Here is a 13816-nt window from a genome sequence, read left to right on the forward strand (position 1 = left end):
GCGTGGGTCTGAGCCGGTCATTCGTAGGATCGGCAGGACCCAGGGGTTCTGGGTATGGCTGTGAGCTTGTCGCCGCTCGATGGCTAAAAAAACTTGGCCGCCCGGAGCCCCCCGACGACTCGGCCGCTAATTGGGATTCGCGACTTGATCGCTGTGTAGGACAACGTCGGCGAGGTCGTCTGCGGGATCGATCTGTGACGACGAGCTGGCGGAGGTGGCCGCGCCCCAGATCTGGGCCGGAGTGGACATCGGCAAGGAACATCACCACTGCGTGGTGATCGACGCGCAAGGCGAACCCCTCCTGTCGCGGCGAGTCCTGAACGACGAGTCCGCACTGTTGGAGCTGATCGGCGACGTACTCGCGCTCTCCGAAGACGCGTTGTGGGCAGTGGACATCAACCATGGCGGGGCCGCCCTTGAGCTCGCCCTGTTGCCCGATCCGCTCAGACACCGAGGGAGGTGCGGATGGCCTCGATCTCGCCGAGCAGCTCCTCCATGCATTCGAAGCCCCGGTCGACGCAGCTCACGTTAACCCCGCACTCGGCCTGTCGGGCCCGCAGCAGCGGGTGAAGGGCCACGGACACCGGGAAGGCCAAGGGATCAAGGCTCGGCGCTCTCCCCTGGAGCAGGTCGAGGCCGCTGCGGGTGCCGTCGGAGACGGAGAGCCACCCGTTGAAGTCGTTGTATCCGATCACACCGGCCTCGATCCCCTTCGTCCAGGTGGAGAACAAGGCGGCCAGGCTGGTGGCAGCTCGAACCGCGTCCCAGGCGTCCGGGGCGATCTCATAGCGCCAGATCTCGCCCTCGTGATCACCGGCGAGCACGAACGTGTAGACGATGATGTCGAAGTGGAACAGCGGCAGCTGATGCCGCCAGGGGAACGGCACGCCGACGGAGAGCGACAGGGTGTCGAGTGTCTCCCCGTCGGTCGGCCACGGGAGCAGCTCTCCGCCGTTGGGCAGGAGCCGCCGCGCATGCCATCCCTGGGATTGGAGCCAGGTCACCTGCTCCGCGACATGGTCCACGTCGAAGAGCCGGTGGACGAGGTCCGGCGGGGGCCGCACGCCGGACGGGGCGCCGGCCGCGGGCCAGGTGAGGCCCGCAGCCGACGCCGCCGCCCGGTAGCCTTGCACTGCCTCACGCAGCGCCGGCATGTCATCGAGCATTACGGAGTTGCCTTCATGACGAGTTTGCCTTCATGACGAAGCTGCCTTCCGTACGAACTTTCCTTCCGAATGGTGTCGCCGTCATCACGGAAGTGCCTTGGGTTGCATGCACAGGTCGGTCCCGCCCGGGTTGATCCGGAATCCGAAACTCGGCCCGTTCGCCTCGACCCAGGGCTTGATCGGCAGCACGATGAACTTGTCCGTGTCCTTCACCCTGCACTTGCCGTAGAACGCGGAGAGGTCATGGGCTTGAGGCAGCGACTCCGAGTTCGGCACCGGCTTCAGGGAAGCGGTCAGACCCGACAGGTCGACCGCCTGGTCCGTCGCCCAGAACGGGAACTCGTCACAGGTCTTCGCGACCCGTCCGTTGCAGACGTTCGGCTGGAACCGTGGGTTGTTGTCGTACCAGTTGCGGTCGTAACCCGCGGCCGTCGCGGCCTGGCCGCGTTCGCTGCGCCCCGGGTAGAACCACTTGGACCGCGCCGGGGGCTGCGGGTAGCTTCCGTTGCCCATGGCCTCCACGATATGGGTCCCGGTCTCCTGCATGGGCGCACCCCGGTAGTTCGTACCACCGGGAACGTAGACGACGACGTCGTCGTCGCAAGCCGCGATTCCCTGGGTGCCCCGCTGGGCGGTGCACGCCGCGTCGATGATGCGCTTGAGGTTCGCGTCCTCGCTGTCGTCCCAGGCGAAGGGAAGGTTGTCCCGGCCGGTTAACTCCTTCGTCGTCGTGATCACCTGGGCGTACGCCTTCAGGCTGTTGTACCAATCGCCGTCGTCCAGGTGCCAGTCGTCGAACGTGGTGAGGTCGTCGTCGTGGTGGATCGGGTATTCGAGGAGCCCTCCGATGGCTATCTCGCCGGGGAAGAGGATCGCCCAGAGCACGCCGAGCGCGATCCCGATGACGATCCCCACGATGGTGACTACGACGAAGGTGGCGACGGCGGAGGTGGCGGCCGCACCCGCTGCGGCCTCGACCGCCACCGTCGGAGGCGCCAGCAGCAGTGCGCAGGCGCCCTGGGCGCACCAGGCGACCGTTTGGACCGCGACTCCTGGCACGAACTGCGTTCCCACTTGGCCGGTGGTGCCGCTCAGCGGGTCGATCGCCGGTCCCTTGCCGGGCGGGGAGACCTCCTTGAGCAGGTCGGTGACGTCGTCGTCGCAGTCGAGCTTCTTGTCCTCGTCCAGCGGAAGGTTGTCCTCGATGCAGGTGGCGTCCGCAGCGGTGTAGCAGCCCGCGAACACCTGCGTGGCTCCTGCCGGCACCGGGACGTCGGCGCGCAGGCTCGGCGCGATGTAGAAGTCGCCGCCCTGCGCGGCGCACTGTGAGCCCTCGCTGGTCACCTGCTGCGTGACCGCTTCGGGCACCGCGGGTTCGACGGCCGAGGTGATGAACTCGCCCCCGAAGTCCCGCACCTTCGTGCCGTCCTCGCCGATCGCGTCGACCCGGAACGTGTGTGAGGTGAGCGCTTCGAGGGGCTCGATCGGGAACTTGACGACGCTGTCCGCGGTGCACGGGTCCGCCGGGTTGCCGGCCGTGTCCTCGCAGTACTGCTTCAGCGAGAACTCCTCGTACAGAGAACCGTCGAGGAAGGCCCGGTAGGTGACGTCGTAGGCGGGATCGGGGTGCCAGGTGGCGAGGGCGCCGCCCTCCCCCGGGGCGAACTCCAGCCCGACGGGCTCCGGCGGCTTCTGCGCGGTGCGGAAGGTCGCCGTGGCGGGCGTCGGTGACTTGTTGCCGGCCAGGTCGACGGCGACCACGGACACGGTGTGCTCGGTCTCCGGCGTCAGCCCCGTGATGGTGTACGAGCGGGTGCCGCTGTTCGTACGGTGCGGGGCGCCGCCGTCAACCCTGATCTCGTATCCGGCGAGGCCGTAGTTGTCGGTGGCCGCGGCCCAGGTCGCCTTCGCCGAGTACGCCGTGATGTCGCCGACGGCCAGACCGGTGACGTTGCTCGGCGGGATGTTGTCGACGACGGTGACGGAGCGCAGGATCCTCGCGTGCCGCTTGGGCTCGCGCTCGGCGCGGGTGCACACCAGGTTGTCGCCCAGCTCCGGCGGCCGCAGGCGCGTCTGCCATGACGAGGCCCAGCCCGAGACCCCGTCCGGTGGCGGGCCGAGGGTGAAGTCGGTCGTCACCAGCTTGCCGACCGAGACGTCGACCATCGTCGCGTGCTTGTGCAGGACGCCGGCGACGTCGATCTTCCCCTCTTCGTCGACCGCGACCTCGGCGCTGTGTTCCGGTGCCTCGAGCCGGATGGCGGAGTGGTCCTCCTCCTGCGGCGGGGTCATGCCCGCGCATGCGGCGGGGACGAGCCTGACCGGTTCAGCCGCCGCCACCTCGGGCGCCGGCAGGCTCAGCAGCGCCACCGGGAGCGCCAACGACACGACAACCGCCGTCGTCCGTAACCTATTTCGGAAGTACCTGTTCCGCATTGCCCCCCCCAGCCACATAAACGCTATTGCGTGCCGCGATGGTAGACGGACCGCCGCCGCTTGTCATGCCCTCACAAAGCTCGGGGCGGCCCGGACGCTGCATCGGCGCTGTCAACCAGGTCATGGACATGGCGAGTCGGGTGTCGACCGGCGCGAGGGGCGCTTACGCGTCGTGGAGCGGGGCGGGTGGGGTTGGGCATGCAAACGGCCGGCGCCCAATCCGCCGAGGCGGGTGGCAAGGGCGCCGGCCAACCGAAAACACACACTCCGCGGGAGAACCCGAGAGGCGGTCTCGTCATCGAGTCTAGCCGGACAACACAGCGTTCGGTACGTGCTTCCTTGCCGAGGGTGACGTAAGAGGGGTATTGTTTTCTCGTTGGCGCGTCGTGGTAGCGCCCCAGCACCGAAGACACTCTCGCAAGGAGCATCCCTATGCCCGTCTACCTCACCCGGCACGACATCGACGACCCCGCCCAGGAGCTCGAGGCCCCGCCGTCCCGGATGCCGTGAACCGCGCGACCGCCGGCCGCGCGCACCTCGCATGGCCGGCAACCGCCGCGGCCGCGGCCGCCGAACTCGAGCAGCTCGCCCAGGCCTTGACCGCCGTCGGCGCCAACGTCAGCCGCGAGGGCCAGGACCTTGTCCTGCCGGCCCTCGCCTCCGGCCCGGGCGACACGGCCGGCATCCGGGTGCGCGCCACCGGCCGCGCGCCGCACGCCCTCTACGTCATCACCGCCGCCGAACTGGTCCCGCTGACCCACGCTGCCGGCGCCCTGGCCTACCTCCAGCCACTGGTCGAAGCCGCCGCCCGCAGCTGCAACGGATGCGGCGCAGAGCCCGGCGAGCCGTGCATGCCGAACTGCCTGCCGGACCCCTCAACCACCTGAACCGCCCCGCTCCGGGCGGGGCGCCGACACCGGCGCCCCCGCCCGCCCCGTGATGGAGAACGAAGAAGATGATTCGCGCCGGACGCCTCACGTACGCGCAGACCATGGCCGACCTGGCCGCCGCGCTCGGCATGCCGCTGGGCACCTTCCGCAACAAGAAGCCACACACCCAGGAGGGGCACCCCGCCCCGATCAGCTCCCCCGACTCCCGGGCGTTGCTGTGGGACAGAGAGCAGACCGCCGCCTTCTACGCCGGCAAGCCCGTCCCCGCGCTGCCGGATGCCGACGATGACAAGGACCTGCTGGACCGTCACGAGGCCGCGGCTGTACTGGGCGTGGCGCCGGCCAGCTGGAACAAGTACAAGAGCGACCCGAAGCTGACCAAGCACGTCGTCCTCGTCCCGGCCGGAGACGGCGGAACGGAGCACTGGCCGCGCCACGTCGTCCGCGCTTTCAAGGCCTCACGCCCCGGCCGCGGCGCCGGCGGCGGCCGCCGAGAGGGCAGCGGCGACATGATCCCGCGCGACGAACTCCTGCCACGGATCGCCGAACTGCTCGACGACGACCCGGCAGTCACGCTGGCCACCGTCGCCGACACCCTGGGCATCGCCACGTTCCCCACCGCCCAGGCCGGCCTCGCGCAGGTGCGGGGCCGACGCATCGCCGACCTCCTCGAGGCCCAGCCACACCTCACCCCGCAGCAGGCCGCCGAGCAGCTCGGATACCCCACCATCACCCACCGCGGCGCCGTGGCGATCGCCGAGGCCGAGCTGCGCGCCCGCCAGGCGCTCCCGTACCTGCAGCAGGTGGCCGACGCCCTGACCGAGGCCGGCGTCGCCCAGCCGGTCCAGGTCGAGGTCCGCCAGCTCGCCGACGAGCACCTGGCGGCCGCCGTCCCGCTCGCCGCCGGCCAGAGCGCCCCGGCGCTGGTGTGGGACGAGCGGTACGGATGGCGCACCGCGACCAGTCGGCGGCACCCGATCGGCAAGGACACCGGAATCGCACCGGAAGGCGAGGGCATCCGCTACCTTGGCAGCAGCCTCAAGCCGGAACCGGCCGAACTGCTCGACGCGCTCGCCGACGGCCGTAAAGGCTCCAAGCGCCCGAGGGTCTGAGACAACCGGGCCGCTTCCGCGATTCAGTCAGCCTGCCGGTAGCTGGCCGCCGGGCCCCACGGTGCCGGAGCCGAAGCGGCGGTTGAGCGCGTCCATGGCCTGCTTGCCGGCAACTGCTCGCACCGAAGGGCGACCGCCCGCACCCGGGCACGCGGACCAGACCCCTCACGCCACCACTCAGGCGCTACACGTCCGCAAGCGACTCCGTCCTATCGCCTGCGTCCACCGGCTGCACCACAAACTGGCCCGGCGCAGTCTCCAGCGACATCCGCCGGATCCGCTCGGCCCATCCTGTCGGCCACCGCGTTGAGGCATCCCAGCGCAGCCACGCCAGGTCCTTCTGCTCCAAGCGGACATGGCTCAGATCGGCACCAGAAAAGTCATTTGCAGCCAGCTGGAGGGCCTGACTCACGTCCGCCATCACGTCCGCGGCCTTCGCCAGCCTCACTCGAAGTTCCGGACCAAGTGACAGTGCGTCGATCGAGGGCACGACAGTGAATCCATTCGGGAAGACAATGTCAGCACACCTCTGCGTTTCAACGTGCACCGTGATCAGTAACTCCAGGACTTCGGCCTTCAATACCCGGACGGCAGAAGACCAATCGAGCCGATCATGGATGGCGCTCTCCGCACGCCAGGCCTGAGCAAGACGAACCTCATAGTCCTCGCTGGCAAGGAAGGTCAAGTCGCTGCTCGCACGTTTGACGCTGGCCGCGACGTACGTCAAGACAGACGATAGGTAGCGTACGGAGGCCCTGGCTCCAAGGCGCTCATCAGCTGTTATGCCCTTCAGCGCGGCGTGAACCCTGGCAGCCCTCTTCAGCACGTAGGGATCCAAGCGCGAAGGACTGAGCGGCTGCGCCGGCCGAAACGCTGGCGCGCGCCGGGAAACAGCGGCCAGGAACCGTCCCGCGAAGGATTCGGCTGCGATCGCCATCACTGGACCACTCCCCCCGTTCCCGGATCCGGTTGGGCTGGAGCACCACCACCCGCTCCAGGCATGCCCGGGTTCTGCTCAGGAGGAAGAGGCATGAGCCTATGTGCCTGCGGAGGTATCTGCGGTTGCTGTTGCGCCTGCTGCTGGGCCCGGTGAGCATCCACCATCCCGACGATGGCATCTTTGCCAAACTGCACGAGCAAGGGGATCAACGTCAGAAGCCGCTCCAGGATCATCAGCGAACCGACACCGGAGATCACTGAGAGCCATGGGGTGATAGATCCCACTGGGGCACTAGCTGCGATCGCCCCGGCGATTCCCCCAGAGACCACGACCCGGAACACCGCAGCCGTCGCGTATGCCGGAAAGCCCGTGGCTGGAAGATTCTCCTCCCCGGGCCGTACGTCTCTGCGAGCTCTGGGAACCCCAAGGTCTGCAGAGCTGGACTCGACCTTCCAGGGGAGTTGCCGATGCCACCGCACCGCACGGATGAAGTCAAGGGCTTCCATGGCGAAACCGCCGAACGCCCCCCAGTAGGCGGCCGTTAACCATTCCATGCTAGGAGATTACGGTCCATACCGAGGGACGCGGGGACCTATCACGGAACTGGTTCAGAAGGGCGGTGCCTCGCCAGACCCCATTCCGGAGAGTTGACCCGGAGCTTGCACAATTGGGCGGGCGAGGCTTCGCTGCTCCGTCCGACGACGCCCGGCCCTGGTCCCCGGCGACATGTAGGGATCCCCAACTGGCTGAGTCCCGTACTCGAGCACCGCCAATTCCCTATCCCCAAGGGACGCAACAGTCACGGGAAGTCACAGGAATCCAAGCCGAGACGGGGAATACGCGACGGTCTGATAGGTGACTCTGCCAGTCCCAAGGCCGAGGCAGGCCCGACAGAACTCCGGCGATTCCGGTCACACCGTTCGCAACCTCTATGCTGAGCTGGAAGTCGCCGTTGACCGCTGAAGCGGCGGCGCGCTTCCTTGCCGACGCATGACGTTTTGAGGGGGGCGGCTGCCTGGCGCCTGGCTGGCACCGTCCCCCCTGACCGTCCAGCTGGCCACGTCCAGCTGGTCCGTCCCCACGCGCGCTGGTACTTGCTGCGAAGGGCTCGACGACGCGCCCCAGCGCCGCCGCTGGTTCGACGGGGCGGCGAACCGTCCCGCCGGTTCACGGCCCGGTGCAGCGCTCCAGCACGCCCTCCGTTCCGGCGCACGCGATGGTTGCTGACACGGGTCGGCTGTGCGTCTTGTTGTCGCCGCGCGAAGCGCGTCCTCTTTTCACAGCTCGCCCGGCAGCTCGCTGAAGAGTGGCGCCAACGCCGGCGTCTGACCCGAGTTCCTCAGTCACTTCGGCGACTTGGGTGGCCGGTGACTTCTGGGCAAGCATGCTGAAGGGCACCCGGAAGAGGGTTGCGCCCAAAGGTGTCTGCACAGTTGCCTGCACAGGGGGATCCACGGTTGCACCGGAGGTACTGCCGGAGGTGTGAACCCCCCTTTCTCGATCTTGGGTGTTTTGCCTGGTCAGGCCTCCTGGGCAAGCCCTTTTCGCTCGCCGACACCTCTTTCTTCGCGATAGCCGGAGGAAGAGGCTGATGTTCTGACTGCCCGGCGCGGCCTGCTCGCTCTGTCGTCCCTCTCTTGCCCCTACTCCGATTCCCGCATCACGTCGGGGCGCCTCGTCCGCCGGCCCCGACTGCCTGCCCCGGCTCAGCTCGTCGGCCGTGCCAGGCTCGCCAGCGCGGCGAGCCAAGCGGCAAAACGGGCACCCTCGTAGCGCTCGCCTGTCACACTGAATGCGCCCCGCCGCCCCGTCGGCGGGGCTCTTGCGTATCCGGCCGACACTCATCGGCGCTGTCGGCAGAACGCGAAACGGCTCCGCCGGTGGGCGGGGCCGTTTCGGTGCGGTGTCAGATGTGGTCGTGGTCGACGCCGTCGAAGCGGCGCAGCAGGGCGTGGCGGATGTCGGTGTGCTCGGCGTCAAGGTCGGCAAGCTCGTCGTCCAGCGCGCTCACGGTGACAGGGTCGGTAGCCCGGTCGCGGGCCGCGCGCATGGCGGCCGCGTCGTCCAGGTTGCACATCAGGTCGTACAGAGAAGCGGAGCGGGAGGACGCTCCCTCGGTCGCGCCCGCCATGATGAGGGCGGAGTAGAGGCGGCTGGAGACGGCGGTCCAGGGGGCGCTCCAGCAGAGAGTCAGGGTGCTCATCGTTTGCTTCTCCTCGGTTGATGCGGTGTTTCCGGTTGCCGTCCGGCTGCCACTGCCTGGGCGACTGAGATAACTATATCCCTCATGCATCACACGGTCAACGGGGAAGCCGTGCGCCGCTGTGTTGTCGCGGCATCTCGAGGTGATTGATGGCGTGCTCGCGCCGTCTAGAAATCTCGAATTTCCAAGAAAAGGTCCAGGCGGGGCCTCTTTCGCTTCCGTTGTGATCTGTATGGGATATAGTTGTCTTGTTGGTCGGCGGTGGCAGTCGGCCAACACCGAAGACACATCACTTCGCTGGGAGACCCCGATGTTCAACACGATGAAGCACACCGCCCGTCAGACCTCCACCCGCACGCTGGCGGACCTGATCCGCGCGATGGACGGCCAGCGCGCCGTGACCATCACCTACATCGACGCTGACGGCGAAGAGACGGTGCGCACCATCGAGATTCACGACATCCGCACCACCAGCAAGGGCCGCATCATCGTCTGTGCCATGTGCCGCACGCGCGGCGAGATGCGCACCTTCCACCCCGAGCAGATCGTCACCTACACGATCCACCGGATGCGCTTCGTGCTGGACGTCCCGACAGGCGAGACCCGCTTCACCCATGCTGCCGGGACCGTGGCCGAGCTGATCTCCCTGGAGATGGACCGCGAAAACCCGGACCTCAAGCCGCTCGTGCTGGCCGCGTCGCCCACGCGGGCCCGCCCCACACGGGGGGGGCCCGCCGCCCCGGCCCGCCCCCCGTCAGCACCGCGCGGCAGCGCGGCGCACACCTCCCGCCCCGCCGCTCCGAACCTCCCGGAGTCTTTCGCGTGCCCGTCCACGCCCTGGCATCCCAGCTCGCCCCCGCCCGCACCGCTCCCGCGACACCTGCCACGTTCCACCCGAAGCGCGGCCAACACCGGAAACCCACACCCGAATTCAGGGAGAGTTCTGTGTCGACGCAATTCACCGACCCATTCGCGGTCCGCACCTTCGTGACCCTGCGTCCTGACCGCTTGGTCGGTGAACGCGAGCAGGGATCGGATGGCCAGCTAGACCTCGCCGGGCTGTTCTCCGACCCCGGCCCGTACAACACCGTTCGGCTGGCCTGGGGGGCGGAGATGCACCACCACCCCGCCAGTACCGACGAGCCCAACGACATTGCCGCCGCCCTCGCCGAACTCTGCGGATACGACCCCATGGACATCCGGGGCACAGTCCACTTCACCGGCAACAGCCGCGAGACCGACAGCGCACCGGGCATGGACGACGAGAACCACTTCGCCCTGCTGGAGTCCCTGGCCCAGGTCTGCAACACCCACGAGGCGCGCCTGTGGCGCCAGTACCGGCCCCACCACACCGTCACGGTCCAGGCGACCGACTACGCCCCCGGCGACCCGATCTGGGACCACACCGGTACGCAGCGCCGCTTCGCGGCCCTGGAGCCGTACCCGCCCACCAGCGACGTCGCCCGGCGACACCCGGACGCCCGCCGCTACGTCTGCGCCGACGGCCACTCCATGCCCGCCCCCTCCCACGGCCACGGCATGCGCGCCGAACGCGCCCCGGCTGGCTACTGGCAGCGCACCGGCAATCAGCTCCTGCCCGCCGCCGACTGACCACCATCGCCTGCCCGGGCCCCGCCGAAGGGCGAGCCCCGACCACCCGCCGACACCGAAGGAAGATGCCGTGCCCGAATATCAGGTCACCTGGACGATCGACCTGGATGCATCCAGCCCCGTCCATGCCGCGCGCAAGGCGCTCGCCATCCACCGCAACCCAGAATCCTGGGCCACCATCTTCACCGTTCAAGGGGACACTGAGATGGTCACCGTCGACCTGGACCCCCAATACCTGGACCCGTCCGGCAACGGCACCCCGCAGGTCACCCTCGCCGCCTGACATCAGACACCCTTCCCGCGCCCCGGAACGGCCCTACGCCGCGCCGGGGCGCAGCCGTTGGTCGCCAGCCCAAGGGGGTGGCACCTCAGGCCGCAGAAGGCCTCCTGGGGCCCCGCGGGCCAGGGCCGGCGGGGCCCGGTGAGCGACGGCCGGCATGGCGCCCGAACGGCCCCTGACCTCGGAAAATAGCCTGGCGCGCATCCTCCGTTCGTGACGCATGAATGGTATAGTTGTCTCCTTGGTCGGCGGTGGCAGTCGGCCAGCACCGAAAACCCATCCTCCGAACAAAGGGGACAGCTATGCCCGCGACCGCAACGGCCGTTGAGACCTTCGCGCTCTGGGTGCCGCCCACCGGCTCGTTCCGACTGCTGCACTGGCACACCGTCATCACCCCGCAGCACGCGCTGTGCTGCGACACCGCCCGGCCGGTCAACCTCACCAGCGAGCTGACCATGTGGACGGACGAGGGAGCCATCCCACTGCGCCGCCCCCGCAACGCGCACGCCTCGGAGCTGCTGCTGGCCTACCAGCCGCACCCAGGCCTGTTCTTCGGCGACGTCGTCTTCACCGGCGCCACGGATGCCAGCGGCGACATGGTCCACGGACTGACGGAAGACCAGGCCCTGGCGCTGGTCGACCTCTACCTGCTGCGCCACGCCGCTCACGTGCCCGGCCCGCAGCGCCGCTGACACGAGGTCACACCGGGCCCCGGATGTGAATTCCGGGGGCCCACCCCCACCCGGAGAATCCAGAGAGGAAAACCCGTGAAATACGCAATCATCGGCGACTGGTACAGCGTTCCGGATCTCGCCTCGGCATTCGCCGTCGTCGCCGAGGGAGAAACCTACGAAGAGGCCAAGGAAGGTGCCGCCGAAGCTGTACTGGAACACTTCCCGCACCGCGCCGACGGCGAAGACGGCGAGAGTCCCGAAACCCTCTGGGGCGGCGACAACGGCGCCTACGTCGTCGGCGCGTTCATGGGGGACCTGAGCGACCAGGCCATCGAAACCCCCACGTTCGAGCTGATCGCATGACCGCCACGGCCACCCAGACCTACACGGTCATCGGCCTGACGCTGGACGTCGACTGCACCGAACTTCTCATCGCCGCCGTCCTGCCCGGCCCGGTCGCCGACCAGATCGAGCTGCTCGCCACCAGCGAGGACGACTTCACCCGCTGGGCCGAGGAATTCGACGCCCCAGACCCCGACACCGCCGCAGCACTCGCCTACGAGCACTGCCGCAACGACTGGGACGAGGACTGACCACCCCCGGGGGGGGGGCGCCCCCCGGCGGCCCCCCCCCCCCGCGGGGGGGGGGGGGGCCCCCCCGCGCCGAGAACACGCACAGGAAGGCACACCATGACCGATACGACCGAGACCGCGGGGCGCTACGCGCAGCGGATGCTCGCAGAAGCCGGGATCGCCTCCCGCGCGGACGGGCACATCAGCGCCGGTTGCTTCTGGATCGCCATCGACACCCCAGGCGGGGGACAGGTCTGGTTCAGCGGCACAGGCGAACAGGAGAATTGGGTCGACTACGCCCCGGCCGAACACTGCGGCTGGGCCGTCTGCTTCAACGACGACAGCGGCGCCGTCACCGTGCTGCACGAGAGCAGCAGTACCGACCTGGTTGCCGACACCGCCGCCGCGGTCGACGCCGTCCGCGCTGTGCTGAAGTCCAAGGCGGCCAGCCCGCGCACCTAGCCAGGCCCTCGGGGCGCAGCCGACCGGCTGCGCCCCACCCCTGGCGCCGAGGTCGGCGCCCTGCACCTCGCCCAGCCCGGCCCGGCCAGGCCTGGGACGGTGAGCCAGAGCAGCCGGCCGGATCCCTCACCCGGCGTCGCCCGCGAAACTGGCCCGCTCTCTTGGCGGTTGGGCGCAGCGGTCGGCAGGCTGCGGCGCAGCAGGGTGCGGCGCTCTGTCCTTTCCCGGGGGCGGGGCGCTGCGCCGTCCGCGTCGCACGGTGGGGCGGGTCCGCTGCGCTCCCCCGCCCCACCTCGCTGCGTGCCGGACACCCGCTCCGCGGCCATCCGGACCGAGCGCTCCGCGCTCTCACGCACCGGGGCCCCGGCAGCCGGTCACGGGGACGCTCCGCGCCCCGCTCCCTCGCTCCGCGCTGCCGTTCCCCTCGGCCCTCGGCGCTCCGCGCCATGGGGCGGCGACGCGGCCCGCACAGTGCCCCGCCCCCGGGCCCCAAAACCCCGTCCCACCATGGGAAATACCGGCGCTTTGTTGATCCAGAACCCTTGAAATGAATACTCAGAGAATGCATAATTGGAGTATGCCAGTCGGCGGGTGGCAGTCCGACCAGCAGCCGGAAACACACGCTCCGATCCGAGGGAGAAGCATGCCCGACGCGAACGCTCGCCGTCACTTCTCCACTGTCCCCGCCCCGACCCCCGCGCCCGAGCCGGAAATGCCGTACACCGAGGCCGAGGTGGAGGAAGCCATGGGCCACCTGCTGGCCCGCATGGTGCCGCTCACGCGCCGCACGGGCTGGAAGGTCGAAGAGATCATCGATTCCGAAATCTTCGGACTGCTCGCGCTGGCCTACGTCGCCGCGCTGCGCAAGAACCCCCCGACCGACGCGCTCGACGCCCTCGCGTTCTCCTACTGCATCCGGATGCTCGCCAGCGCCCCCCAGGGCTTCGACGACATCACCGACCTGATCGTCCTCGACAGCATCCAGTGGTGCACCCCGGCGCTCGACACCGCCGCCCAGGCCCGCGCCCTGCACCTCGTCCAGGACTGACACCCCCGGGCGCAGCCTGACTGGCTGCGCCCCGGCCCTCAGGTGAACCGCCTGGCGCCTGCAACTTCCCCAGGCTGAAGGGCGGTTCGCATTGGACATGCGTGATCAGTATGGGATATAGTTGTCTCGTTGGTCGGCGGTGGCAGTCGGCCAAACACCGAAAACACCTCTGCGAGAGATGGAGTCACCATGACCCACACGCCCGGCGCCCTGCTCATCACCCCCGAGGCGGACATCGTCCCGGTCAACCTGCCCGCCGACACCGCGGGCCGGCTGGTCGTCATGCGCTCCGTGATCCGCTGCGAGCGGGTGGACGTCGTGGCGCTCACCGACCAGGTGGACATGTGGCTGGACGACGAAGGGCTCTACAACCACCCGGTCAACAAGCTGGCGACGCTGCTGGCGGTCCGCTTCGGCTTCAC

General features: G+C 69.0%; 16 protein-coding genes and 1 pseudogene. 13 read left to right on the forward strand and 4 right to left on the reverse strand.

The genetic code is table 11. The features are described 5' to 3' along the window. Positions 1-205: 205 nt before the first annotated feature. Positions 206-433: pseudogene (locus tag ACZ3H8_RS39860) on the forward strand (IS110 family transposase); the annotation flags it as partial. Between the two features lie 10 nt (positions 434-443). On the opposite strand, the gene ACZ3H8_RS39865 reads toward ACZ3H8_RS39860, so the two are convergent. Together ACZ3H8_RS39865 and ACZ3H8_RS39870 are read right to left on the reverse strand one after the other, a co-directional pair. Continuing rightward, positions 444-1154 carry a hypothetical protein gene (locus ACZ3H8_RS39865; RefSeq protein WP_467410122.1) on the reverse strand — a complete coding sequence of 237 codons (711 nt, stop codon included), beginning with the start codon at positions 1152-1154 and terminating at the stop codon, positions 444-446. A gap of 96 nt (positions 1155-1250) precedes the next feature. After that, positions 1251-3554, reverse strand: coding sequence for a NucA/NucB deoxyribonuclease domain-containing protein (locus ACZ3H8_RS39870; RefSeq protein ID WP_467410123.1), 2304 nt, complete (start codon positions 3552-3554; stop codon positions 1251-1253). A gap of 554 nt (positions 3555-4108) precedes the next feature. Between ACZ3H8_RS39870 and ACZ3H8_RS39875 the strand changes: the two genes are divergently transcribed. Together ACZ3H8_RS39875 and ACZ3H8_RS39880 are read left to right on the forward strand one after the other, a co-directional pair. Continuing rightward, positions 4109-4489, forward strand: coding sequence for a hypothetical protein (locus ACZ3H8_RS39875; protein ID WP_467410126.1), 381 nt, complete (start codon positions 4109-4111; stop codon positions 4487-4489). 68 nt (positions 4490-4557) lie between these two features. Then, positions 4558-5604 carry a DUF6292 family protein gene (locus ACZ3H8_RS39880; RefSeq protein ID WP_467410129.1) on the forward strand — a complete coding sequence of 349 codons (1047 nt, stop codon included), beginning with the start codon at positions 4558-4560 and terminating at the stop codon, positions 5602-5604. Between the two features lie 184 nt (positions 5605-5788). On the opposite strand, the gene ACZ3H8_RS39885 is transcribed toward ACZ3H8_RS39880, so the two are convergent. Beyond that, the gene (locus ACZ3H8_RS39885) at positions 5789-6541 is read right to left on the reverse strand and encodes a hypothetical protein (RefSeq protein ID WP_467410131.1); all 753 of its coding nucleotides are present in this window, start codon (positions 6539-6541) and stop codon (positions 5789-5791) included. Between the two features lie 125 nt (positions 6542-6666). On the opposite strand from ACZ3H8_RS39885, the gene ACZ3H8_RS39890 reads away from it, so the two are divergent. Next, on the forward strand, positions 6667-6804 hold the full coding sequence (locus ACZ3H8_RS39890; protein ID WP_467410133.1) for a hypothetical protein: 138 nt from the start codon (positions 6667-6669) through the stop codon (positions 6802-6804). 1646 nt (positions 6805-8450) lie between these two features. On the opposite strand, the gene ACZ3H8_RS39895 is transcribed toward ACZ3H8_RS39890, so the two are convergent. After that, positions 8451-8747 (reverse strand): hypothetical protein, encoded by a 297-nt coding sequence (locus ACZ3H8_RS39895; RefSeq protein ID WP_467410134.1) that lies wholly within the window; start codon positions 8745-8747, stop codon positions 8451-8453. A gap of 310 nt (positions 8748-9057) precedes the next feature. Between ACZ3H8_RS39895 and ACZ3H8_RS39900 the strand changes: the two genes are divergently transcribed. The 9 genes from ACZ3H8_RS39900 to ACZ3H8_RS39940 all read left to right on the forward strand — a co-directional run. Next, positions 9058-9738, forward strand: a complete 681-nt coding sequence (locus ACZ3H8_RS39900; RefSeq protein WP_467410136.1) for a WYL domain-containing protein — start codon at positions 9058-9060, stop codon at positions 9736-9738. Next, positions 9693-10358, forward strand: coding sequence for a hypothetical protein (locus ACZ3H8_RS39905; protein WP_467410138.1), 666 nt, complete (start codon positions 9693-9695; stop codon positions 10356-10358). The genes ACZ3H8_RS39900 and ACZ3H8_RS39905 overlap by 46 nt, the downstream gene beginning before the upstream one ends. Before the next feature lie 70 nt (positions 10359-10428). After that, entirely contained in the window at positions 10429-10641 is a 213-nt protein-coding gene (locus tag ACZ3H8_RS39910; protein WP_467410139.1) for a hypothetical protein, read from the forward strand. A gap of 299 nt (positions 10642-10940) precedes the next feature. Continuing rightward, positions 10941-11330 carry a DUF3846 domain-containing protein gene (locus tag ACZ3H8_RS39915; RefSeq protein ID WP_467410141.1) on the forward strand — a complete coding sequence of 130 codons (390 nt, stop codon included), beginning with the start codon at positions 10941-10943 and terminating at the stop codon, positions 11328-11330. A 75-nt stretch (positions 11331-11405) separates the two neighbouring features. Then, positions 11406-11675, forward strand: a complete 270-nt coding sequence (locus ACZ3H8_RS39920) for a hypothetical protein (protein ID WP_467410143.1) — start codon at positions 11406-11408, stop codon at positions 11673-11675. After that, positions 11672-11905 (forward strand): hypothetical protein, encoded by a 234-nt coding sequence (locus ACZ3H8_RS39925; protein WP_175303455.1) that lies wholly within the window; start codon positions 11672-11674, stop codon positions 11903-11905. Before ACZ3H8_RS39920 ends, ACZ3H8_RS39925 begins: the two co-directional genes overlap by 4 nt. Before the next feature lie 96 nt (positions 11906-12001). Next, positions 12002-12346, forward strand: coding sequence for a hypothetical protein (locus tag ACZ3H8_RS39930; protein WP_467410146.1), 345 nt, complete (start codon positions 12002-12004; stop codon positions 12344-12346). Positions 12347-12989: 643 nt separating this feature from the next. Then, complete coding sequence (locus ACZ3H8_RS39935) at positions 12990-13394, forward strand: hypothetical protein (RefSeq protein ID WP_467410148.1); 405 nt, start codon at positions 12990-12992, stop codon at positions 13392-13394. A gap of 189 nt (positions 13395-13583) precedes the next feature. After that, positions 13584-13816 (forward strand): DUF3846 domain-containing protein (locus ACZ3H8_RS39940; protein WP_467410150.1); only part of this gene is annotated, 233 nt, incomplete at its 3' end.

Source organism: Streptomyces sp. NPDC002868, from assembly GCF_055563295.1.

What these genes read in the sequence shown, in the direction of transcription:
- ACZ3H8_RS39895 (WP_467410134.1), bottom strand. Translation starts at nt 8,747, where the DNA reads ATGAGCACCCTGACTCTCTGCTGGAGCGCCCCCTGGACCGCCGTCTCC.
- ACZ3H8_RS39900 (WP_467410136.1), top strand. Translation starts at nt 9,058, where the DNA reads ATGTTCAACACGATGAAGCACACCGCCCGTCAGACCTCCACCCGCACG.
- ACZ3H8_RS39915 (WP_467410141.1), top strand. Translation starts at nt 10,941, where the DNA reads ATGCCCGCGACCGCAACGGCCGTTGAGACCTTCGCGCTCTGGGTGCCG.
- ACZ3H8_RS39925 (WP_175303455.1), top strand. Translation starts at nt 11,672, where the DNA reads ATGACCGCCACGGCCACCCAGACCTACACGGTCATCGGCCTGACGCTG.
- ACZ3H8_RS39930 (WP_467410146.1), top strand. Translation starts at nt 12,002, where the DNA reads ATGACCGATACGACCGAGACCGCGGGGCGCTACGCGCAGCGGATGCTC.
- ACZ3H8_RS39885 (WP_467410131.1), bottom strand. Translation starts at nt 6,541, where the DNA reads ATGGCGATCGCAGCCGAATCCTTCGCGGGACGGTTCCTGGCCGCTGTT.
- ACZ3H8_RS39880 (WP_467410129.1), top strand. Translation starts at nt 4,558, where the DNA reads ATGATTCGCGCCGGACGCCTCACGTACGCGCAGACCATGGCCGACCTG.
- ACZ3H8_RS39935 (WP_467410148.1), top strand. Translation starts at nt 12,990, where the DNA reads ATGCCCGACGCGAACGCTCGCCGTCACTTCTCCACTGTCCCCGCCCCG.
- ACZ3H8_RS39865 (WP_467410122.1), bottom strand. Translation starts at nt 1,154, where the DNA reads ATGCCGGCGCTGCGTGAGGCAGTGCAAGGCTACCGGGCGGCGGCGTCG.